A 20,961-nucleotide genomic window follows, 5' to 3' on the forward strand; every position below is an offset into this window, starting at 1 on the left:
CACGAAGGCGAGGCTACCGGTCGTGGTAAGGATGGTTGGGTGACGGTAGAAACTCTGTGCTCGGGCATCGACCTGTCCCACGTCGAATCGGGTGTTCGTCCCCAGGACGACCTGTTCGGCCACGTCAACGGCCGCTGGCTGGCCGAATACGCCATCCCGGCGGACCGGGCCACCGACGGCGCCTTCCGCTCGCTGTACGACCGGGCCGAGGAGCAGGTCCGCGAACTGATCACCGAGGCGGCCGCGTCGGGAGCCCAGCCCGACACCGACGAGCAGCGGGTCGGCGACCTGTACGCCAGCTTCCTCGACGAGGGCACCATCGAAGAACGCGGTGTGCGGCCGCTGCTCGACGAGTTGGCCGGCATCGACGCCGCGGCCGATCCGGCGGCGCTCGCCGCGGTCATCGGGGCCCTGCAGCGCTTCGGCGTCGGCGGCGGGGTGGGCGCCTACGTCGACACCGACTCCAAGAACTCCTCGCGCTACCTCGTGCACTTCACCCAGTCCGGTCTGGGCCTGCCCGACGAGTCGTACTACCGCGACGAGCAGCACGCCTCGATCCTGGGCGCCTACCCCGGTCACATCGCGGCGATGTTCGCCCTCGTCTACGGCGGTACCGCTGCCGACCATGCCGAGACGGCCGGGCGGATCGTGGCCCTGGAGACCAGGCTCGCCGCCGCACACTGGGACGTGGTCAAGCGCCGCGACGCCGACCTGACCTACAACCTGCGCCGGTTCACCGACCTGCCCGCCGACGCGCCCGGCTTCGACTGGGCGGGGTGGCTGAGCGCGCTGGGCACCTCCCCGGGGGCGGTGGCCGAGCTGGTCGCACGCCAGCCCGACTATCTGACCGCGTTCGCCGGGCTGTGGGCGCGGGCCGACTTCGCCGACTGGAAGGACTGGGCCCGCTGGCGGCTCATCCACGCCCGCGCCGCCGTCCTGCCCAGAGCCGCGGTCGAGGAGGACTTCAGCTTCTACGGGCGCACGTTGAGCGGAACCGAGCAGATTCGCGATCGCTGGAAGCGCGCGGTGTCGCTGGTGGAGAACACCATGGGCGACGCCGTCGGCCGGCTCTACGTCGAGCGCCATTTCCCGCCGGACGCCAAGTCCCGGATGGACGTGCTCGTGGACAACCTGCGCCAGGCGTACCGCGTCAGTATCAACGAGCTGGAATGGATGACGCCCGAGACCCGGCAGCGTGCGCTGGCCAAGCTGGACAAGTTCACCGCCAAGATCGGCTACCCCAAGAAGTGGCGCGATTACTCGGCACTGGCGATCGACCGGAACGACTTGTACGGCAACGTGGTCCGCGGCGCACAGGTGGCATCGGACCGGGAGATCGCCAAGCTGGGCGGCCCGGTGGACCGCGACGAGTGGTTCATGACGCCGCAGACCGTCAACGCCTACTACAACCCCGGCATGAACGAGATCGTCTTCCCGGCAGCGATTCTGCAGCCACCGTTCTTCAACGCCGAGGCCGACGACGCCGCCAACTACGGCGGGATCGGCGCGGTGATCGGCCACGAGATCGGCCACGGCTTCGACGACCAGGGCGCCAAGTACGACGGCGACGGCAACCTCGTCGACTGGTGGACCGACGAGGACCGCGCCGAATTCGGCGCTCGGACAATGAAACTCATCGAGCAGTACAACTCCTACGTGCCGCGTGAACTCGACGGGGACGCGCACGTCAACGGCGCGTTCACCGTGGGCGAGAACATCGGCGACTTGGGCGGGCTGTCGATCGCGCTGCTGGCCTACCGGCTCTCGCTGGGCGGCAAGGAGGCGCCGGTTATCGACGGTCTGACCGGCGTGCAGCGCGTGCTGTTCGGGTGGGCGCAGGTGTGGCGGACGAAATCGCGCGAGGCCGAGGCTCTCCGGCGCCTGGCCATCGACCCACACTCGCCGCCGGAATTCCGGTGCAACGGTGTGGTGCGCAACATCGACGCGTTCTATGACGCGTTCGAGGTCGACCAGGACGACGCGCTGTATCTGGACCCCGAGCACCGCGTCCGAATCTGGAACTGAGGTTCGCGTAGGCGCCGATTCCGGATCCCGACCTGGACCGCATCCCAGGGCGAACCCGGTGGCGTCAGGCCAGCTGCCACTGCCAGTCGTCGGCGCCGTCAGGGTTGTTGTAGAGCCCGACGGAGTTCTTGATCACGATCGGGTCGCCACTGCCGAAGTTGTCGTAGAACCACTTGGCGTTGTTCGGCGAGAGGTTGATGCAACCGTGGCTGACGTTGCGCTTACCCTGGTCGGCCACCGACCACGGCGCGCTGTGCACGAACGCACCGCTGTTGTCGATGCGAACGGCCCACTGCACCTTGAGCTTGTAGCCCTCGGCCGAGGTGTTGGGCACGCCATAGGTCGCCGAGTCCATGATGATGTCGGGGAACTTCTCCAGCACGTAGTACGTGCCGTTCTTGGTCTCGTGCTTGCCGTCCGGGCGGCCCATCGACACCGGGAAAGTCTTCTCCACCACGCCATTTCGGGTGATGGTCATCTGGTGGGTCTTGTCGTCGACGGTGGCCACCAGCGCGTCACCGACCCGGAAGCTGGACTTGGCCCCGCTGGCGTCGATGCTGACCACCGTGCCGGCCGGCCAGAAGCTGTAGGGCCGCCACCGGACCTGGGTGGCGGTGGTCCAGTAGAACGCACCGGGCACCGCGGGCACCGAGGAGATGTGGATGGCCTGCTCGGCGAGTGGCCGGTTGGCGATCGGCCGGGCGAAGTTGATGATGATCGGCTTGGCCGCGCCGACCATGGCGCCGTTGACCGGGTTGAAGGACGGCGGGGCGAACACCGGGTCACCGGTGTACGGCAGCGGGTTCTGACCCTTCACCGTCCCGGCAGGCGCGGCCTGCGCGGCCGCCAGCGGATCGACTGGCCGCGGCGACGCCAGCCCCGGGTCGCCCGCGGGAGCCGGCGGCGGGTCGCCCGCGGGAGCCGGCAGCGGGTCGCCCGCGGGAGCCGGCAGCGGGGCGGGGATTGCGGGATCCGGAGCCGGCACCTGGGCCGGCGGCGCGTCGACGACGGCGGGATCCACGGGCGCCTGGTCGGGATCGGCCAGCGCCAACCCACTGCCAAGACTGATTCCGGCAGCGACCCCGACCACGCACAACGTGGCCGCGACAGCCCCCTTCACCCGCAACGCCATCACAAAACTCCTCAGCAACGATTCCGCCCCAGTGTCGCACAACACGCTGAGCGCTGACCTGGCGTCGCTTGCCAGCGAACCTGACCGAAGACCCCGCCAACGCCCTGAACTGTCCTGATAGTCGCCTGCTAGGTGGCCGGCGTTACTGTTCGCTGGTCGGCGGCCGAACAGCGAACAGGCCGCGGCTGACCACGACGCACACCAGGGCGCCCGCGATCAGCGCCGCCGACGCGGTGATCATCGTCGGGATCCCGGCATGCTGGTACAGCAGCCCCCCGGCCAGCGAGCCGGCCATGATGCCGACCTGGAAGGCCGCGACATACAGCCCCGAGGCGCCGTCTGGGTCCTCCGGGCAGTGCCGCATGGCCGCCGTCTGCAGCAGCGGCGGCATCGCGGTGGCCGTGGCGCCCCACAAGACGATCGCGACGACACCGGTCAGCAGGGTGGCGATGGTGTGCTGGTCGCCGAATCCCAGGGCGGCCAGCACACCGAAGGCCAGGGCCAGCCCGGACAGGCACCCCACGATGGCGGCCTTGGGCCAGCGGTCGCCGGGCCGTGCCATCAGCCCTATCGCGGTCAGGCCCGCGATTCCGTAGGCGGCCAGCAGCCAGGCCAGATTCGGTCCGGGCACCCCGACGACGTCGCGGATGATGACCACGATGAACGTGTAGGAGATGAAGTGGCCGGTGACCCCGACCAGGGTCAGCACGCTCAGCATCACCAGCCGGCGATTGCGGTGATGCCGAACCTGCCCGCCGCCGGAGTCGGTCACCGCGCCGGTCATCGGCATGGCCGGCAGGGTGAACCGCGCGGCCAGCATCACCGCGACCGCGGCGGCCGTGATCGCGCCGACCGCCAGCCGCCAGCCCCACAGCTCGCTCATCGCGGCGGTCAGCGGGTTGCCCACCACGAGGGCCAGGCCGGTGCCCACATACACGGCCGCGGTAGCGCGGGCGGCGTAGCTCGGCGGTACCAGTCGGACGCCGATCGGTGCGATCACCGACCACATCAGGCCGTGGGTGAGCGCGCAGAGCACTCGGCCCATCGCCAGTACCGCAAACGTCGGGGCCAGCGCCGAGATCAGCTGCGAGACGGCCAGACTAACCAGGGTGAACAGCAACGCGCGCCGGCGCGGCCAGGTCGCCGTCCACCGCACCAGCGGGACCGTCGACACCGCGGCGACCAACGCATAGGCGGCGAGCAGGGTGCCCACCAACGCTTCGCTGACGCGCAGGTCGCGAGCGATCGCGGGCAAAGCCCCCACTGGCATGATCTCTGCGGTGACATAGACGAACGCTGCGGCGGCCAGCACGGCGAGGGCCGTAGTGACCCGCGGTGTCCACGGGCTGGTACGCATTGGCTGCGAGTCAAAGGTCGTCATGAGGGCCGGCCCGGGCGGTCCGGCACTGAGGTCACCACATCACGGTATCGGCCGAGGTAGTGCGGGCATAACCTCGGAGATCCGTTCGAGACCACCTCGAGACAGGGGAAACACGTTGCGGCGGGCCGCCGGAACGATGCTCAGGAACGCACCAGGCGGGCGATGGCGGCCGACGCCTCGGCCAGCTTCTTCTCGGCCTCCTCACCGCCCTCGGCAACGGCGTGGCTGACACAGTGGCTGAGGTGCTCCTCGAGAAGGCCCAGCGCGACTGACTGCAGGGCGCTGTTCACCGCACTGATCTGAGTGAGGATGTCGATGCAGTACTTATCCTCGTCGATCATCTTGGCGATACCGCGGACCTGGCCCTCGATCCTGCGCAGGCGTTTCGCGTAGTTCTCCTTGTTCGCCGAATATCCATGTGCGCCAGTCATTTATCCTCCCAGCACCTGCTTCATCTGGTCGATCTCGGCCTGCTGCGCGCGCACGATGTTCTTGGCCATGGTGATCATATCGGCACTTTGGCCCTTGGCGATTTCGGTGTTGGCCATCTCGATGGCGCCCTGGTGATGGCCGATCATCGACTGCAGCCACAGTGTGTCGAACTCGGCGCCTTTGAGCCTCTGCAGCTTGGCCATGGTGGCGTCGTCGACCATGCCCTGCATCGGCATACCCCCGTGGTCTGGCATGGTGTGCGGGTCGACGTCCCACTGCAGCAGCAGCGCCTTCATCGCGTTGATCTCTGGCTGCTGTTCGTCGGCTATGGTGACGGCCAGTTTGACGACGGCCGGGTTGGTCGAGCGGTCGGGCACCAACTTCGACAGCTGCAGAGCCTGCTCGTGGTGGGGAATCATCATCTGCGCGAACATCACGTCCTCGGCGCTGTGTGCGGCGACCTGTTCGGCGCCGGTGGCCGTGCTTGTGGCGTGCGCGTTGTGGTCTTCGCCCTTGCTGCAGGCCGAGACGACGACGGCGGTGGCGAACGCAGCGAGGCCCGCCACGATGCGGGCGCTGGTGGACGTCATGCACTCACCGTACCCGATACCCCCGCGGGGTATCGGAATGGATTTTGAGGCCGCTCCCGACGGCGGCATACTTGACCGGTGAGCGAAACGCCTGATCTCAAGCCCCGCAGCCGCGACGTCACCGACGGCCTGGAGAAAGCCGCGGCCCGCGGCATGCTCCGCGCGGTAGGGATGGGCGACGAGGACTTCGGCAAACCCCAGATCGGCGTGGCCTCGTCGTGGAACGAGATCACTCCGTGCAACCTGTCGCTGGACCGGCTGGCCAAGGCCGTCAAGGAGGGCGTGTTCGAGGCTGGCGGCTACCCACTGGAGTTCGGCACCATCTCGGTGTCCGACGGCATCTCGATGGGCCACGAGGGCATGCATTTCTCGCTGGTGTCCCGGGAGATCATCGCCGACAGCGTCGAGACCGTCATGCAGGCCGAGCGCCTCGACGGCTCGGTCCTGCTGGCCGGCTGCGACAAGTCGCTCCCCGGCATGCTGATGGCCGCCGCCCGCCTGGACCTGGCCGCGGTGTTCCTCTACGCCGGATCGATCCTGCCCGGCAAGGCGAAGCTGTCCGACGGCACCGAGATGGACGTGACGATCATCGACGCCTTCGAGGCGGTCGGCGCGTGCGCGCGCGGACTGATGCCGCGCGAGGATGTCGACACCATCGAGCGCGCAATCTGCCCGGGCGAGGGTGCATGCGGCGGGATGTACACGGCCAACACGATGGCCAGCGCGGCCGAGGCATTGGGGATGTCACTGCCCGGCAGCGCCGCTCCCCCGGCCACCGACCGTCGCCGCGACGGGTACGCCCGGGCCAGCGGCCGTGCCGTGGTCGAGCTGCTGCGCCGCGGGATCACCGCCCGCGACATCCTGACCAAAGAGGCCTTCGAGAACGCGATCGCGGTGGTGATGGCCTTCGGCGGCTCCACCAACGCGGTGCTGCACCTGCTGGCGATCGCGCACGAGGCCGGCGTCAAGCTGTCGCTGGAGGATTTCACCCGGGTCGGTGCCAAGGTGCCGCACCTTGCCGACGTCAAGCCGTTCGGCAAGCACGTCATGTTCGACGTCGACCGCATCGGCGGCGTGCCGGTGGTCATGAAGGCCCTGCTGGATGCCGGTCTGATGCACGGCGACGTGCTGACGGTGACCGGTCAGACCATGGCGGAGAACCTGGCTCACATCGCGCCGCCGGATCCCGACGGCAAGGTGCTGCGTGCCCTGAGCAACCCGATCCACCCCACCGGCGGCATCACGATCCTGCACGGATCGCTGGCCCCCGAGGGCGCGGTGGTGAAGTCGGCCGGCTTCGACTCCGATGTATTCGAAGGCACCGCAAGGGTTTTCGATGGTGAGCGCGCCGCAATGGATGCCCTGGAGGATGGCACGATCACCGCCGGTGATGTGGTGGTGATCCGCTACGAGGGCCCCAAGGGCGGTCCGGGCATGCGCGAGATGCTGGCCATCACCGGTGCCATCAAGGGCGCCGGGCTGGGCAAGGACGTCCTGCTGCTGACCGACGGCCGCTTCTCCGGTGGCACAACCGGTCTGTGCGTGGGGCACGTGGCGCCCGAGGCCGTCGATGGCGGCCCGATCGCGTTCGTCGCCGACGGTGACCGGATCCGGCTCGACGTGGCCAACTCGACGCTGGACGTGCTGGTTGACCCGTCCGAAATCGACTTGCGCATGATCGGCTTCACCCCGCCGCCAGCGCGCTACACCACCGGCGTGCTGGCGAAGTACCGCAAGCTGGTCGGCTCGGCCGCCAACGGCGCGGTCTGCGGCTAGCCCGCCGACGATTCGGGCCGGCACGGCCCGAGGAGGAGAAGGGCAATCGGCCCTAGCCGCCGACGATGCGGGCCGGCACGGCCCGAGGAGGAGAAGGGCAATCGGCCCTAGCCGCCGACGATGCGGGCCGGCACGGCCCGAGGAGGAGAAGGGCAATCGGCCCTAGCCCGCCGACGATGCGGGCCGCGGCGGTCGCGGTCGCAGCGCCGACCAGCGCCAGCTTGGTAGCAGCCTTCTTGGTCGAACCGAGCCGAAACCGGTCCATGAGCGCTCTACCGACGGGTCAATTTGGCCCCCGGCAAGTCGGAAGAAAGGACTGTTGTCCCGCGAACACACCGAGCCGGGCACGCGCGTGCGGGTGGCGGCGCAGCACGCTGGCGTCAACAGCCTCGACGACGCGTTGCCGGTCGAGGTGACCCCGGCAGGCTGATCACGGGATCAAGACGATCTTGCCCCTGGCCGCAGAGCTTCTCAGCAATTCGTGCGCCCGTCGAACTTCTGACAACGGGATCCGCTCGGCCACAACAGGATTGATCCTGCCGTCACGTAGCAAGCGGATGAGCTGCTGCAGGTCCTGCCGGAACCAGTCCGGGTGCTGATCGCGCAGTTTTGCGATGCGGTACATCCCTACTCGTTTGTGCGGTGAGACCAAGCCGACGGCCAGCACCGTAACCGCCCACGCGTAGAACTCGGCGAGCCGTTTGACGTCACGACGGCCGTCGTTGACGGTGGATTGGTGGCCGAAGAGAATCAGCCGCCCACCGCGCCGCAGTGCCCGAAACGAACGGTAGGACAACGCTCCGCCGATGCCGTCGAATGCCACATCGACGCCGGCACCGGGGAGCTTGCGCGCATAGCGCAAGAAGTCTTGGCGGGTGTAGTCAATGGCAATCCCGCCGAGCCGTTGGACGATCGCGCAATCGGCCCCGCTTGCGGTGCCGTAGACCGTCACTCCGGCAGGCTCGGCCAGTTCCAGCACCCCGACCCCGACCCGTCCCGCGGCACCGTGGTAGAGCACCGTCTCACCCGGTCGGACCCGCGCCGCGCGGTGCAGCAGCTGGTATGCGGTCATGTATGGAAAGATCAGGCTCACCAGCACCGCGGGATCCACGTCATCAGGCACTTTTACTGTCAAAGACTCCGCAACACAGACTGTTTCGGCATACCCACCCCAGACCAAGAGCGCGGCGACGCGGTCACCTTCCGATACCGTCGTGCACCCCGCGCCGACTCTGGTGACGATACCCACAACCTCGTACCCGGGGGTGAACGGTGGCTTCGGTCCACCCGGATACGTGCCGGCACGAAGCAGCGAGTCGGTGAACGACACCCCGGCGGCCAGCACTGCGACGCTGACCTCCCCGGGGCGCGGGGCAGGCTCGTCGTCGGTCACCACGGTCAAGACCTCCGGTCCCCCGTACCGACCGACCACGACTCGTCTCATGGCCGAACACTAACCCGCGCGGGGCCGCTGTGGACTAACTTCACCAGCGCGACGGCGAAGCCGTCCGCACCCAGGAGCGCCCGGTCCAGCAGTGGGTCGACGGGCCGCCGATTCTCGGGGCCGATCGTGTCGCTCGCCACCCCACCGTAACGGTTGACCACCGAGTCATCGCACGCCCTCTTTGGCATAGACCACGCGCAGCACATGTCCGACTTCGGGGCCCATCACCAGTGCGGCCAGCTCGCAGAAGGTCGCGACGAATTCGGGGCCGTGCGCGGGGCCGTGGCCGTCGTCGAGGTGATGGGCGATCTCGTGGAGGACCACCAACTCGCGCATCGCCCAGCCGGCGGTGTTCCGGTCGGGCACAGCGATAACCCCTGTGCCGTCGTGGTTTTCGTAGTGCGCGGCCGTCGCCGCGCGTCGGGGTCGCACACTCAACGGTCCCTGCGATGCCCAGCGGGCGGTCATCACCGACAGTGCGAGAACATCGTCGACATAGCGTTGCACCGACTCGATCGATCCGAACCGTGCCTCCGGCGGGAGCGTCAACTGCGCGCCGAAGAAGTCGATGGACCGTGAACTGTGTTGGGCGGCACGGTCGAACAGTGTCCGGACGAACTCCTCGGCGGCGTACACCCGGGAGCGTTGGTTGTCTCGGGCGCTCACCTCGGCAGCCGGGCGCGCGCTCCCGGCAGTTCAGGGCTCGCCCCCAGCCTGGCCTGGCGGGCAGCGCGATCACCCGCGCGCCGGGCTGCCGAGGAATACCCGGCCGACGCGCTGGCGGCCCGCCAGGTACCGCGCGCCTGGGAGGCCTGGCGATAATGATCGCGCAGTTCGACTTCCTTGTTGCGCAACGCAAGTGCGGTTCCGGGTGCGGTCTTGCGGTCGTTGGCGGCCTCCTGCTTTGCCTCGTCGCGGGCATGGGCTAGGCGTTGGCCGACGCGGGCGCCGAAAGCCAGCTGGAAGTTGAGCCGGGCGGTGATCGTCGGGGTCGGGCGGTGCGCACCGGTGGCCAGGTAGGCGTCACAGGCGCGCACCATCTGGACCACCAGGCTGGCGTACAGCGCGTGGCTGGTGTCGATGTCCTCGGGAAACCCGTAGGCGTAAACGAACGTGGAGTTCGAGGCCACGTCGCAGCGCACGTCGTTGGCCGCGGCGATACCGGCGAACAGCTGTACGTAGGTGCGCAGCCCCCTGGTGCCCGGCTCACCGATGGTGATGGTTCGCTGGGTGGGGACTTGGGCCGCGGTGCGCGACGCCGAGTGCGACCGCGCCACCGCGAGATCGATCGAGGTCGCGGTGGCCAGCCGTTGCGCGGCGGCCATGAACGCCTCGGCCTCGTGCGCGTTGTCGGTGCCCTCGGCCTGGCGGAGCAGCGCGGCGATCCGCGCGAGCATCTTGTTGTCACTCATGATTCGAAACCTAGGCCAGCACTACGACGGGCGCGCACCGTGACCGGCTGGCGCCGGGCCGACAACGGCACTGCTCCCCAGATCCGAATTCGTCCACAGCCCAACACTACTGTTCCATTGCCCGCCTCCACCTCACCCGATCACGGGCCGAATCGTCGGTCGCGCTGAGCGCTACTTGGTGACGAACTGGTCCAGCGCCGCCGTCAGCTGGGGCGACAGCGGACCCGTCTTGGCGTAGTTGCCTACATTGTCGGTCGGGTCGTCGCGCAACACATGGTTGACGCCGTTGAGCTGAACGAACTGCAGTGCAGTGTGCGCCAGCGCGTCGGCCAGTAGCTTCATGTCGGCGCAGGTCGCCTGGGCGTCGGAGTCCGAGCAGGTCAGCAATACCGGTATGCCGTTGGGGATCCGCGCGGCCAGCGCCAGTGGGTCGATGGCGTCGGCCTCCACGACGGCTTTGACGTTGCCCGGGTTGAGGATTGCGCTCAGCCCCTCGGGCAGCTTGGCTGGCACCGCGCCGGCCGTACGGGCCTGGCCCACCGCCGCGTTCCACTCGGCGATCACCTGATCGGCCTGCTGCTGCGTCTTCTGGCCGCCCTTGACCGCGGCAGCCATGTCGCCCTTGACGCGGTCGGCGATCAGGTCCAGGTAGCGACCGCCGAGTGGTTGCAGCAGACCTAGCGAGTGGATCTTGGGCGCATCGGCGGCGGTGTCGTCCGCCAGGGACATGGCGTGGATCGTGCCCTCGCCGAGGCCGTAAACCGAGAGGCGGTTCTTGTCGGTCCCGGACTGGCCGGCCAGGAACCGCACCGCGGCCTTGGCGCCGCCGGTGTAGATGGCGCTGCCGACGTCGGCGGGCCGCCCGGCGTAGGGCCCGAGCCCGGTCTGCCCGGTGCCGACCTTGTCGTAGCGCAACGAGGCCACCCCGTGGTCGGACAGGTACTCGGCGAGCTGACGCATGTTGCCGATGGGGCCGGCGACGTTGTTGTCGCCGTTGCGATCGGTGCGGCCACTCTCGGAGATCAGCAGCGCGGCCGGGCCGGCGCCAGCGCCGTGCTGGTGGCGGTAGGTGCCGTGGATCGTCAGCCCGTCGGCGACGAACGTCACCTCGTCCTCGACCCAGGCGTGTTGCGAGTCGCTGTGCGACGAGCAACCCGCGACGAACGCCAGCGCCATCACCGCCACGGCGACGCGGCCGCGAAGTCTCACAGCCTGGCCTCGATCCACGCGGTCACGTCGTCGAGCACCCGGTCGCGCTCCGGCTCGTTGAAGACCTCGTGGTAGAGCTCGGGATAGATCTTGAGGCGGACGTCGGTGCTGCCGACGCACTCCGTCAGGCGTTCACTGCCGGCGGCCGGAACCAGGCGGTCCTCGGCGCCGTGCACCACCAACAGTGGCGCGGTGAGGCTGCGGGCCCGCTGCGGCATCGTCTCCCCCACCTCGAGCAGCGCCTTGGCGATGCCGGCGGGGATCTTGCCATGGTGGACCAACGGGTCGGCATTGTAGGCGGCTACCACCTCGGGGTCGCGGGATACGGCGTTGACGTCGAGTCGTTCGACGGGCAGATTCGGCAGCAACGAACCGACGGTCTTGCCGAGCAACGCCTTGGAGCGCGGGACGCCGGTGTGCGCGGAGACGGCGGGCGCGGACAGCACCATCAGTTCATACTCGCCGGCGTGGTCGACTCCGTAGGCGAAGACGATGCCGCCGCCCATGCTGTGGCCCAGTACGATGCGCTTGAGACCGGAGTATTCGGAGTTGGCGGTCTTGACCAAGGTGTCGAAGTCGCCGATGTACTCGTCGATCTTGCGGACCTGCACGCGCTTGCCGCCGGATCGCCCGTGCCCACGGTGATCGAGTGCGTAGGTGACCAGGCCTGCCTCGCCGAAGCGCTCCGCCACGTGGTCGTAGCGGCGGGCGTGCTCGCCGAGTCCGTGCGAGAGCACCACCACGCCCCGCGGTTCGGCATCGGGTGTCCACACGTCGTAGACGATGCGGACGCCGCCAACCCCGTCGAACGTCCGCTCGGTGCGGGTTGTGACCATCAGGCGAGACTAGCGGAGCGGTCTGCTGTCGGCGGCCGTGCGTAAGCTCGGTTGAGTGGGCGTGCTCGCGCGAAGTCTTGCCGAGGGAGACGACGACTTCCTGGCCCAGGCCGAGCCGTACCGCCGGGAATTGTTGGCGCATTGCTACCGGATGACCGGGTCCTTGCACGACGCGGAGGACCTGGTCCAGGAGACGTTCCTGCGGGCCTGGAAGGCTTACGACCGGTTCGAGGGCAAGGCGTCGGTACGTACCTGGCTGCACCGCATCGCCACCAACACCTGCCTGACGGCACTGGAAGGCCGCCAACGAAGACCGTTGCCCACGGGGCTGGGGGCCCCGAGTTCCAATCCCACCGACGAACTCGTCGAAGGCGCGGAGGTGCCGTGGCTGGAACCGCTGCCCGACCCGTCGGAGATCGTCGGCTCGCGGGAGTCCGTCCGGCTGGCGTTCGTGGCGGCGCTGCAGCATCTGTCGCCGCGACAGCGGGCTGTGCTCGTCCTGCGTGACGTGCTGCAGTGGCGGGCGGCCGAAGTCGCCGACGCCATCGGCGCCTCGCCGGCGGCGGTGAACAGCCTGCTGCAGCGGGCGCGGGCACAGCTGAATGCGGTCGGCCCCAGCGAGGACGACCCGCTGTCCGCGCCGGACTCCCCGGAGGCACGCGATCAGCTGGCCCGCTACATCTCGGCGTTCGAGGACTACGACATCGAGCGCCTGGTGGAGATGTTCACCGCAGAGGCGGTCTGGGAGATGCCACCGTTCGTCGGCTGGTATCAGGGTGGGCCGGCCATCGGTGACCTCATCCATCACAACTGCCCGGCCAACGCGGCCGGCGACATGCGGCTGTTGCCGCTGACCGCCAACGGCCAGCCCGCCGCGGCGATGTACATGCGCCGGCCCGAGATCGACGGCCGCCACATGCCGTTCCAGTTGCATGTGCTCGATGTCAGCCCGTCCGGTGTGTCGCATGTGGTGGCGTTCCTCGACACCAGCCTGTTCGCGAAATTCGGCCTGCCCGAGGCGCTTTAGCGATCCGCCAGCGACGAGTTCACAACTCCAGCGATACTTGATGACATGGCCGCAACCGTCGACATCAGACGAGCCGCCGACCGTCTCGCGATAAAGATCGGTTGGCTGTGCTCCAACCACTCGTTCTCGTTCAGCCACCACTATGACCCGCCCAACACCCACCACGGACTTCTGCTGGTGAACAACGACGACATCGTCAAACCGGGAGCCCTGGTCTGGGGGATGCATGCCGGGTTGGCGGGCTAGCGTCGCCTGTGCTGCCGTGCTGGTGACGGCGGCGTGTGGCCAGCCGGCTCCCACCGCGCCGAGTGCTTCGGCGCCGTCGGGTCTGGTTCCGGTCACCGTCGCCGTCCCCGCCGGGATGGCCCAGACGCCACTGGACACTCCCCACCAGGCCTTGGTGCCGCCGGGCTGGACACTCTCGGCGTGGGCGCGGGTGCCGGGCGCCCGACTGGCGGCCTGGGCGCCGGACGGCACCTTGCTGGTCTCTGTACCGGCGTCCGGTCGGGTCGTCCGTCTCACTCCCGACGGACAGCAGGGGCGAACCTCGGTGGTACTCGAGGGCCTCGACCAACCGCACGGACTGGCGTTCGACGGCACGACGCTCTATGTCGCGGAAAGCGATCAGATCAACACGTTCCGCTATACCGGCGGCACGGCGTCTGATCGCCGAATCATCGCCTCCGGTCTGCCCGACACACGCAGCCCGGAGTTGGGCGGCGCCTACGCGCATGCCCTCAAGAGTGTGGCGGTCACGCCAGACGGCGCGGTGTACTTCTCGATCGGATCCACTGGGAACATCTCGGCCGCCGACCGCGCCGCCGATCCGCCGCGCGCCACCATCCTGCGCATACCGCCCGGTGGTGGTGCGCCCGTCCTGTTCAGCTCCGGCGTGCGCAATGGCACCGGGTTGGCCGTCGCCCCCGACGGATCGGTGTGGACGGCGGTCAACAACCGTGACGACGTCGCCGATCCGCGTCCCGGCCCCGACTACGGAAAAGTGACCGACTACGTCAACGACCACCCGCCGGAGTTCCTCGCCAGACTGACGTCGGGACGTGAATTGGGTTGGCCTTTCTGCAATCCCGACGCTGACGGGTTTGTGCGGGACGTGCAGACCAATGCCGACGGGTCTGAACTCGACTGCGCGACACTGCCACCGGTGGAACAGACTTTCGGAGCCCATTCCGCTCCCCTGGGATTGAGCTTCGTCGACGGCGCCCTGCCGGGACCGTTCGCACAGGGAGCCCTGCTGGGTGTGCACGGGTCCTGGAACCGAACTCCGCCCCGCGCGCCTGAAGTGTCGTTTTTTGGTTGGCGCAGCGGCACTTTGGGACCCCAGCAGACCCTGGTCGGCGGATTCCAGTCCGGCGACGGCACCCGCTGGGGTCGGCCGGTGGCCGCGGTGGTCGGCCCGGACGGCGCGGTGTACGTCACCGACGATTACGCCGGAGCGGTGTACCGGCTCGCGCCGCCGGGCCGTTGACCGTTAGTGATGCACGCGGTTGCTGCGCCCTGTGATGGCGACGTAGATCGCGATCAGCACCGCGGCGACGACTATCCCCACCACAAAGGGCAGGACTGCGAAGCCCCCGTTGGCGTTGGCATAGCCGAACTGCGTTGTGATCCACGAGCCGAGGAATGCACCAACAATCCCCAGCAGGATGGTCACGATGATGCCGACGGGCTGCCGGCCGGGCATGGCGAGGCGGGCCAAAGCACCAATCACGGCGCCGACAATAATGGTCCACAAGATCGTCATCGGGTTTGCTCCTTATCGAATTGCGCGTCGCCGGGCGGCTTCGCTGCCAGTTGTTATTCCCCGTCGCGCGCCGCTAAAACCGCCGCCACACGACTGGCCGAGAAAATCTGCAGCTGTAACTGACCTGGCCCGCGTTGTAATAGGCCGTCGGCCAAAGCGTCACCCTTCCGTGACGAAAGTTGACTGTGTGGTTGCTGTGGTTATTGTGAAAGTTGCTGTACTCGTCCGCCTGCACGGAAAGGGCCGCTGTGCCGACCCGAATCGCGACGCTTCGCCGAGCCGCCGCGAGCTGCCTGGTGGTGGTCGCCTGCCTGACGCTGGCCGCCACCACCGGCGCACCGGTGGCGGTCGCCGACGGCCGCGAGCAGCTGGCACAGGCGATCGCGACGACGCGAGGCAGCTATCTGGTCTACAACTTCGGCAGCGGCTTCCCGGCGCCGATGCTCAACGCCACGGGCAACTGGTACGAGATGACCAACGGCGGGCACCTGATGATCATCAAGGCCGCATCCCAGCGCCTCACGCCGCGGCTGCTCGTCGACACCCACACCGGATACCAGGCGCGCTGCGAACAGACCCCCGGGGCGCGCACGCGCGAGGGCTTGGTCCAGGCCGCGGAGACCTACACCCCATTGCAGGCCTGGCGTGTTCTGGGCCAGCCCACGATTGCCATCAACGCCAACTTCTTCGACGTGCGCTCGCAGACGGGCGGGTCGTGGAAGACCACGGGCTGCAGTTCGCCGCTGGGCGCCTACGTCGACAACACCCGCGGGCAGAGTCGCGCCAACGCGGCGGTGACGGGCACCATCGCCTACGCGGGCAAGCAGGCGCTGTCCGGCGGTGACGAGGTGTGGACGGCGCTGACGACGATGATCCTGCCGGTGGCCGGTGCGCCAGTCGTGGTCACACCCAAGGCGCCCGACGACTACGACGCGGCCTCTCCGGTCATTCAGGGGCTGCTGGATAAGGGCGCCCGGTTCGCGGCGGTCAGCGGCCTGAAGCTACTAGCCCCCGGCGACACCGGCCAGATGAACGACCCGGGTCCCAGCTCGGCGCGCACCGCACTCGCTTACGTCAGGGACAAAGACGAGATGTACGTCTTCCAGGGCGGCAGCTATACGCCCGACCAGATCCAGGACCTGTTCCGCGGCCTGGGCAGCGACACCGCGATCCTGCTCGACGGGGGCGGGTCGTCGGCGATCGTGCTTCGCCGCGACACCGGCGGCATGTGGGCGGGAGCGGGGGTGCCCAAGGGCTCCTGCGACACCATGCAGGTCCTGTGTGACTCGCACGAGCGTGCGCTGCCGGCCTGGCTGGGGTTCAACTAGAGAGCCAGCACTGCGCGCTCCGTGCCGCTGGTCTGACCGGCATACCCCGCGCCGAACAGTGCGACGGCTGGCAGCCCCTCGATGACCGCCCGCGACGGGCGACGTGACGGCCATGGGCAAGTGTCGCCAATACCGCCGTCACATCTGCGGTGTGAGGTCGAGCGAGGTCACCGTGGTCATCTTGGTCACCAGCCAGCGACCGCCGTCGCGCTTGAGTTGCAGGCGGTAGGACAGGTACTTCATCGCCGGGATGTTCTTGGTCAGGGGACTGGTCGAGGTGGTGTTGGTGTACACGATCGCCGTGGCCTGCGAGCCCTGCAGCGTCTCGACGGCCGTTCCCACCACCTGGGTGTTGTTGGTGACCTTGGCCTGCCGGTTGGTGGGCACGATGGCGTCGACGTACTTGCGGTACTGATCCTGGAAGTCACCCGAGAGGAACTTCGCCGAGCGGTCCGGCAGCGTGTCCATGTCCTCGGGGGTGTAGGTCCACAGCGTGGTGATGGCGTCGGCGGCGGTGCGGGCGATGTCGAGTTTGGTCGCGACGACTGCGCGGTCCATCAGGTACGGCTGCACCGTGGCACCGGCGACGGCTCCGGCGGCGACGAACACCGCTGCCGAGCTTCCGGCAGCCAGCGTAATCTTGTTGCGGCTGAACCAGTTTCGCTTCGCCTCCGGTCCCGCGGCCGCCGTGTCGTCGGTCTCGTTCTCAGCCGGGGCGGTTTCGGGAGCCTGCTCGTCGGGCGCGGTGTCGGTCAGATCACCTGCAGCAGGTTGCTGATCTTCCACTGCTCCCCTTCCTTGATCGTGGTTACCACCCAACGGCTTCCGCTGGCGATGGTCTTTCCGTCCGGCATCTTGGTGTTGGTGGTCGCGGCCACCACGACGTCGGCGCTGCCGTCGGAGTTCCAGCGTTCGATGCCCAGGTCCTGCACATTGCCCTTGGTCGGTTCGGCCTGGGCCACCTGGATGACGATCTCATTCATCTTGTCCTGGTAGAGCTTGGCGAACGGTCCGGTGCCCTGGGCCAGCACCTGGTTGGCATAGTCGTTGGCGTGGAACGGATCTGGCGAGGTGTACTGGGTGATGAAACTTCGGACGAAGCTGAGCACCGCCACGTCGCGGACCGCGTCGCGACGCTGCGTCTCACGTTTGACCAGAACCAGTGCGCTGACCGCGGTCGCGGCAAGGATGGCCACGGCAGCCGCTCCGGCGACCAGGGGCAGCACCCAGCGCCTCGGGCACGGCTCGGGCATCCCGAAGACGGCCTTGCTCCCCGGTTCGACCTTGCGGCGGGGGCTCATTGCTTGCCTCGCTTCGCTCGCCTGCGCGGGCTCATTGCTTGCCTCGCTTCGCTCGCCTGCGCGGGCTCATTGCTTGCCTCGCTTCGCTCGCCTGCGCGGGCTCATTGCTTGCCTCGCTTCGCTCGCCTGCGCGGGCTCATTGCTTGCCTCGCTTCGCTCGCCTGCGCGGGCTCATTGCTTGCCTCGCTTCGCTCGCCTGCGCGGGCTCATTGGCCGCCCTGCCTTGCCGGGTTCGGTTTGGCGAGCACCGAGATGTTGGATACCTGCCACTGCCCGTTGGCCGACTTCTCGAAGTCGGCCCGCACCGTCGCGGTGATCAGTCGTGCCGCGGGCGCAGCACCTCGCTGGCCCTGCATGAGCAGCAACATCACCGCCCGATCGCTCGTGTTGGTCAACACCGCGCTGTTGGTCACCCAGTAGTCGTTGTCGACGGGACCGGCCTTGCGCACGGTGTCCTGCTGGGCAACGAGCTCTGGCCGGTAGCCGTCGGTCACCAGCGACCGTGCCCGGGCGAAGTCGGCGTCGATGTTGGCGACGTCGTAGCTCAGGGTGTTCTCGACGATCTTGGGCCCCTGCACCGCGATCTGCTGGCGGGCCTGCTCGATGGTCAGTTCGTGACGGTAGATCGCCAGATATCCCAGTCCAGCACCGGCGAGAGCAATCACCCCGGCCGATACCAGGACCACACCGGCCAGACGCCGCCGGTCGGGACGGTCACCGTCGACACGGCTGGCCTCGGTGCGGACGATCAGGTCGGCGAAGGTCCGGCCGCGCGAGTCCCACAACGGCCACAGCCAGCCGACGAATAGCGGCGCCGTGTCGAGCAGGTGCGCGATGTCGCGCAGCAGTAGACGCCACGGCCCGACCCGGGAACCGTTGCGCCCAACGACGGCGACACCGAACACCGAGCGCCCGAGGGTCCATCCGGAGATCGACGGAAGCAGCCACCGGTTGACCGCCACCGCCAGGAACACCGCCGCCGCCGCGGAGACCGCCACCCACCAAAGCCAGCCGCGCAGCGCTGCTGCCCATGCCACCAGCATCAGGGTGGCCAGAACACCGAGGCCCACCAGGACGTCGATGGCGAACGCCCCGGCGCGTGCACCCCAACCGGCCGGGGGCCCGGCCGGTTCCTTTACGAGGGTGGTGGCCTCGGTCGCGCCGACAGTGCCGTTGGCGGCTACCGTCACTTGCTCACCTGTGCGAGGTCGGCGATCTTGTACGTCCCGGCGTCGGGCATCATCTTGACCCGCAGCCGGTAGCCCTGCTCCTGGCCCTGGGCTTCGGTGTTGGACACCTTCACCCGCATGGCGACCAGGACGTCCATCGAGCCGTCGTCGTTGTGCCGTTCCACGGCTGCGCGCATGTCGGAGACCTGCACCTGCACGTTGGCGGCCTGGTACGCATCCACCAGGAGCCCGCTGTACAGAGTTGCCTGCGCACCGAAACCCCCGGTGGCGCACTCGATGATCTTGCGCTGGCTGGCCTCCATGGCACTGGCGTCGGGCGCCTGGGTGGCGGTCACGCAGTCCTTGGCCGCAGCCAGGGCCGCGGCCTCCGCGCGGACGGTAGCGACGCTCTTCTGGTGCGAACGCAAGGCGAGGTAGCCGCCCGCGCCCAAGGCGAGGGCCGCGATCACCAGTGCCGCGCACACGCCGGCCAGCCAGCGGGCGCTCAGGCTCGATCGGTGCGGCAGGGCTTCGTCGACCACCGCAACTTCGTCGCGTTCGGCATCGTCGGCCGGCGGGATCGGGTTCAGCCGGCCGGAGCCAGCATCTCCTTCCATCCGTCATCTCCTGTACTGCTCGAGGTTTTGACGCTGTACTTCACGCCGTCCGGACCAACCAACTGCCCGCTCTGCGGGTTGTATACGGCTGTGTTACTTGCCGCGGGAGTGTAGGTGCACGGGTTGGGTTGCTGTCCGTTGCACTGGACCGTCCCCGTCCCCGGCGCACTGAGGTCATCGCTCGACGGCGGCGTGGGCGCAGGCAGCAGGTCCGCCGGCAGCGGGTTCATCCCGTTGTTGATCGACGGTGCCGGTATCACCGTACCGGGGTTCACCGGCTGGTCGCACCGTGCCGCCGGCGCCGGGCAGGTGAGCACCTGATTCGGGTCGCCGTACCAGGGGTTGGTGCCCAGCGGCATGTAGGGCTCGCCGCTGCGGCATTCCATCGGGGTGGCCGCACGCTTACCCGGGATGTCGACGCACGGGAAGTTGCGGGCGCCGCGAACCACGTTGGCGGGGGTGTCCTTGGGGATCTTGCAATACAGGCCGTTCTCCACCGGCTTGCGGGACAGGTCCGCCGGCGCGCGCCACTGGCTGGCCGGCAGGAAGCCGGTCAGACACGGTGGCGGCTGGTTAATCGTCAGACCGAAGTCCAGCGCCGCCTGATGCGGGTACGGCGCGGAGACCGCCTGGGCCACCGAGGCGCCCTGCGGCAGCAGCACCAGTGACTGCTCGACGCCCTTGTTGTAGCGCTTGAGCATCTCGATGATGATCTCCAGGTTCGCCAACGTCTGCGGCAGCGCCTCACGGACATCGCTGAACACCGCGGTGACCGCGTCCAGTGTCGGCGCCGCCTGGGTCAGCCCGCTGCGCAGCGCCTGATCCTGAGCCGCGGCCTCGGTGGCGATCGAATTCAGATTCGCCGCCCAGCGCGAGATCGCATCACCGGAGTTGACCTGGCTGTCGACGACCGGCGCCGAGTTCTGGATGATGTCGTTGACGTCATTGATGTTGGTCTTGAAGTCAGCCACGAGCGCCTGGGTGCCGTTGACCAACCGCTGCAGTGACGGGCCCAATCCGCCTACCGCCAAAGCGGTTTCGTTGAGCAGGGCCGGAATCTTGTCCGCCGGCAGCGCCGCCAGGCCGTTGTTGGCGGCATCGAGCGCCGGGCCGATCTCACTGGGCACAGTACCTTTGGTGATGGTCTGGCCGGGCGCGAAGTATTTGCCGGGATTGCCGTCGGAAACCAGGTCCAGGTACTGCTCACCGACCGCCGACACCGAGTGGACGTTGGCGGTGGCGTCGACCGGAATCTTGAACTTGTCGGCGATACTCATCGTGGCCCGCACACCGGTTTCGGTGGGCTCGACGTCCGTCACCCGTCCGATCGTCACGCCGCGATAGGTCACGTTGGCCGTGCGGTACAGCCCGCCCGAGGACGGCAGGTCCGCCGTCAAGGTGTACTGGCCAACCCCGGCGAGCGTGGGAAGGCGCAGGAAGTACACCCCGAGCAACAGCAGCGCGATCACGGTCAGCACGCCGAACACGACGAGCTGCGTCTTGATGAAGCGGGTCAACAC

At 68.3% G+C, this 20,961-nt stretch carries 20 protein-coding genes and 1 pseudogene; 6 read left to right on the forward strand and 15 right to left on the reverse strand.

Going from position 1 to position 20,961, the window contains the following annotated elements; translation table 11 throughout:
* The first annotated feature begins 39 nt into the window (after positions 1 to 39).
* Positions 40 to 2,025, forward strand: a complete 1,986-nt coding sequence (locus K9U37_RS02290) for a M13 family metallopeptidase (RefSeq protein WP_243070348.1) — start codon at positions 40 to 42, stop codon at positions 2,023 to 2,025.
* Between the two features lie 64 nt (positions 2,026 to 2,089).
* Here the strand turns inward: K9U37_RS02290 and K9U37_RS02295 are convergent, their stop codons facing one another.
* The 4 genes from K9U37_RS02295 to K9U37_RS02310 all read right to left on the reverse strand — a co-directional run bounded on the left by K9U37_RS02295 (position 2,090) and on the right by K9U37_RS02310 (position 5,560).
* Positions 2,090 to 3,157 (reverse strand): L,D-transpeptidase, encoded by a 1,068-nt coding sequence (locus K9U37_RS02295; protein ID WP_243070349.1) that lies wholly within the window; start codon positions 3,155 to 3,157, stop codon positions 2,090 to 2,092.
* 142 nt (positions 3,158 to 3,299) lie between these two features.
* Positions 3,300 to 4,538, reverse strand: coding sequence for an MFS transporter (locus tag K9U37_RS02300; RefSeq protein WP_372489366.1), 1,239 nt, complete (start codon positions 4,536 to 4,538; stop codon positions 3,300 to 3,302).
* A gap of 140 nt (positions 4,539 to 4,678) precedes the next feature.
* Positions 4,679 to 4,969: a copper-sensing transcriptional repressor RicR gene (ricR, locus tag K9U37_RS02305; RefSeq protein ID WP_243070351.1), complete on the reverse strand. Its 291-nt coding sequence runs from the start codon at positions 4,967 to 4,969 to the stop codon at positions 4,679 to 4,681.
* Entirely contained in the window at positions 4,970 to 5,560 is a 591-nt protein-coding gene (locus K9U37_RS02310; protein WP_243070352.1) for a DUF305 domain-containing protein, read from the reverse strand.
* A 78-nt stretch (positions 5,561 to 5,638) separates the two neighbouring features.
* Between K9U37_RS02310 and ilvD the strand changes: the two genes are divergently transcribed.
* A complete protein-coding gene (gene ilvD, locus K9U37_RS02315) occupies positions 5,639 to 7,336 on the forward strand; it encodes a dihydroxy-acid dehydratase (RefSeq protein ID WP_243070353.1) in 1,698 nt (565 codons plus the stop codon).
* Positions 7,337 to 7,766: 430 nt separating this feature from the next.
* Here ilvD and K9U37_RS02320 read toward each other — a convergent pair whose 3' ends face one another.
* The 5 genes from K9U37_RS02320 to K9U37_RS02340 all read right to left on the reverse strand — a co-directional run bounded on the left by K9U37_RS02320 (position 7,767) and on the right by K9U37_RS02340 (position 12,237).
* Positions 7,767 to 8,780 (reverse strand): medium chain dehydrogenase/reductase family protein, encoded by a 1,014-nt coding sequence (locus K9U37_RS02320; RefSeq protein ID WP_243070354.1) that lies wholly within the window; start codon positions 8,778 to 8,780, stop codon positions 7,767 to 7,769.
* A gap of 165 nt (positions 8,781 to 8,945) precedes the next feature.
* The gene (locus K9U37_RS02325; RefSeq protein WP_243070355.1) at positions 8,946 to 9,446 is read right to left on the reverse strand and encodes a TIGR04338 family metallohydrolase; all 501 of its coding nucleotides are present in this window, start codon (positions 9,444 to 9,446) and stop codon (positions 8,946 to 8,948) included.
* Positions 9,443 to 10,192, reverse strand: a complete 750-nt coding sequence (locus K9U37_RS02330; protein WP_243070356.1) for a DUF2786 domain-containing protein — start codon at positions 10,190 to 10,192, stop codon at positions 9,443 to 9,445. Before K9U37_RS02330 ends, K9U37_RS02325 begins: the two co-directional genes overlap by 4 nt.
* A 171-nt stretch (positions 10,193 to 10,363) precedes the next feature.
* Positions 10,364 to 11,368: an alpha/beta hydrolase gene (locus tag K9U37_RS02335; RefSeq protein ID WP_243073187.1), complete on the reverse strand. Its 1,005-nt coding sequence runs from the start codon at positions 11,366 to 11,368 to the stop codon at positions 10,364 to 10,366.
* A gap of 29 nt (positions 11,369 to 11,397) precedes the next feature.
* Positions 11,398 to 12,237 carry an alpha/beta hydrolase gene (locus K9U37_RS02340; RefSeq protein WP_243070357.1) on the reverse strand — a complete coding sequence of 280 codons (840 nt, stop codon included), beginning with the start codon at positions 12,235 to 12,237 and terminating at the stop codon, positions 11,398 to 11,400.
* 55 nt (positions 12,238 to 12,292) lie between these two features.
* Here K9U37_RS02340 and K9U37_RS02345 point away from each other — a divergent pair, with 55 nt between their 5' ends.
* The 3 genes and pseudogenes from K9U37_RS02345 to K9U37_RS02355 all read left to right on the forward strand — a co-directional run bounded on the left by K9U37_RS02345 (position 12,293) and on the right by K9U37_RS02355 (position 14,750).
* Positions 12,293 to 13,264, forward strand: a complete 972-nt coding sequence (locus tag K9U37_RS02345; protein ID WP_243070358.1) for a sigma-70 family RNA polymerase sigma factor — start codon at positions 12,293 to 12,295, stop codon at positions 13,262 to 13,264.
* Between the two features lie 45 nt (positions 13,265 to 13,309).
* Positions 13,310 to 13,471 (forward strand): annotated as a pseudogene (locus K9U37_RS02350) (pirin family protein); the annotation flags it as partial.
* 19 nt (positions 13,472 to 13,490) lie between these two features.
* Positions 13,491 to 14,750: a PQQ-dependent sugar dehydrogenase gene (locus tag K9U37_RS02355; RefSeq protein ID WP_243070359.1), complete on the forward strand. Its 1,260-nt coding sequence runs from the start codon at positions 13,491 to 13,493 to the stop codon at positions 14,748 to 14,750.
* 3 nt (positions 14,751 to 14,753) lie between these two features.
* On the opposite strand, the gene K9U37_RS02360 is transcribed toward K9U37_RS02355, so the two are convergent.
* Complete coding sequence (locus tag K9U37_RS02360; protein WP_243070360.1) at positions 14,754 to 15,026, reverse strand: GlsB/YeaQ/YmgE family stress response membrane protein; 273 nt, start codon at positions 15,024 to 15,026, stop codon at positions 14,754 to 14,756.
* A 215-nt stretch (positions 15,027 to 15,241) separates the two neighbouring features.
* On the opposite strand from K9U37_RS02360, the gene K9U37_RS02365 reads away from it, so the two are divergent.
* Positions 15,242 to 16,354, forward strand: a complete 1,113-nt coding sequence (locus K9U37_RS02365) for a phosphodiester glycosidase family protein (RefSeq protein ID WP_243073188.1) — start codon at positions 15,242 to 15,244, stop codon at positions 16,352 to 16,354.
* A gap of 138 nt (positions 16,355 to 16,492) precedes the next feature.
* Here K9U37_RS02365 and K9U37_RS02370 read toward each other — a convergent pair whose 3' ends face one another.
* From K9U37_RS02370 to K9U37_RS02390, 5 genes are all read right to left on the reverse strand, one after another.
* Positions 16,493 to 17,140: an Mce protein gene (locus K9U37_RS02370; protein ID WP_372489367.1), complete on the reverse strand. Its 648-nt coding sequence runs from the start codon at positions 17,138 to 17,140 to the stop codon at positions 16,493 to 16,495.
* Positions 17,107 to 17,655 (reverse strand): Rv1363c family protein, encoded by a 549-nt coding sequence (locus K9U37_RS02375; RefSeq protein WP_243070361.1) that lies wholly within the window; start codon positions 17,653 to 17,655, stop codon positions 17,107 to 17,109. Before K9U37_RS02375 ends, K9U37_RS02370 begins: the two co-directional genes overlap by 34 nt.
* A gap of 206 nt (positions 17,656 to 17,861) precedes the next feature.
* Positions 17,862 to 18,845, reverse strand: a complete 984-nt coding sequence (locus K9U37_RS02380) for an RDD family protein (RefSeq protein WP_243070362.1) — start codon at positions 18,843 to 18,845, stop codon at positions 17,862 to 17,864.
* A complete protein-coding gene (locus K9U37_RS02385) occupies positions 18,842 to 19,441 on the reverse strand; it encodes an Rv1363c family protein (protein ID WP_243070363.1) in 600 nt (199 codons plus the stop codon). The genes K9U37_RS02380 and K9U37_RS02385 overlap by 4 nt, the downstream gene beginning before the upstream one ends.
* Positions 19,411 to 20,961, reverse strand: a complete 1,551-nt coding sequence (locus K9U37_RS02390) for an MCE family protein (RefSeq protein ID WP_243070364.1) — start codon at positions 20,959 to 20,961, stop codon at positions 19,411 to 19,413. The genes K9U37_RS02385 and K9U37_RS02390 overlap by 31 nt, the downstream gene beginning before the upstream one ends.

The organism is Candidatus Mycolicibacterium alkanivorans, from assembly GCF_022760805.1.
Classification (GTDB): Bacteria; Actinomycetota; Actinomycetes; order Mycobacteriales; family Mycobacteriaceae; genus Mycobacterium; species Mycobacterium alkanivorans.

Coding starts and splice junctions, on each gene's coding strand:
- K9U37_RS02295 (WP_243070349.1), bottom strand. CDS start 3,157: ATGGCGTTGCGGGTGAAGGGGGCTGTCGCGGCCACGTTGTGCGTGGTC.
- K9U37_RS02300 (WP_372489366.1), bottom strand. CDS start 4,538: ATGACGACCTTTGACTCGCAGCCAATGCGTACCAGCCCGTGGACACCG.
- ricR (WP_243070351.1), bottom strand. CDS start 4,969: ATGACTGGCGCACATGGATATTCGGCGAACAAGGAGAACTACGCGAAA.
- K9U37_RS02310 (WP_243070352.1), bottom strand. CDS start 5,560: ATGACGTCCACCAGCGCCCGCATCGTGGCGGGCCTCGCTGCGTTCGCC.
- K9U37_RS02320 (WP_243070354.1), bottom strand. CDS start 8,780: ATGAGACGAGTCGTGGTCGGTCGGTACGGGGGACCGGAGGTCTTGACC.
- K9U37_RS02330 (WP_243070356.1), bottom strand. CDS start 10,192: ATGAGTGACAACAAGATGCTCGCGCGGATCGCCGCGCTGCTCCGCCAG.
- K9U37_RS02335 (WP_243073187.1), bottom strand. CDS start 11,368: ATGGCGCTGGCGTTCGTCGCGGGTTGCTCGTCGCACAGCGACTCGCAA.
- K9U37_RS02340 (WP_243070357.1), bottom strand. CDS start 12,237: ATGGTCACAACCCGCACCGAGCGGACGTTCGACGGGGTTGGCGGCGTC.
- K9U37_RS02355 (WP_243070359.1), top strand. CDS start 13,491: ATGCCGGGTTGGCGGGCTAGCGTCGCCTGTGCTGCCGTGCTGGTGACG.
- K9U37_RS02360 (WP_243070360.1), bottom strand. CDS start 15,026: ATGACGATCTTGTGGACCATTATTGTCGGCGCCGTGATTGGTGCTTTG.
- K9U37_RS02375 (WP_243070361.1), bottom strand. CDS start 17,655: ATGAGCCCCCGCCGCAAGGTCGAACCGGGGAGCAAGGCCGTCTTCGGG.
- K9U37_RS02385 (WP_243070363.1), bottom strand. CDS start 19,441: ATGGAAGGAGATGCTGGCTCCGGCCGGCTGAACCCGATCCCGCCGGCC.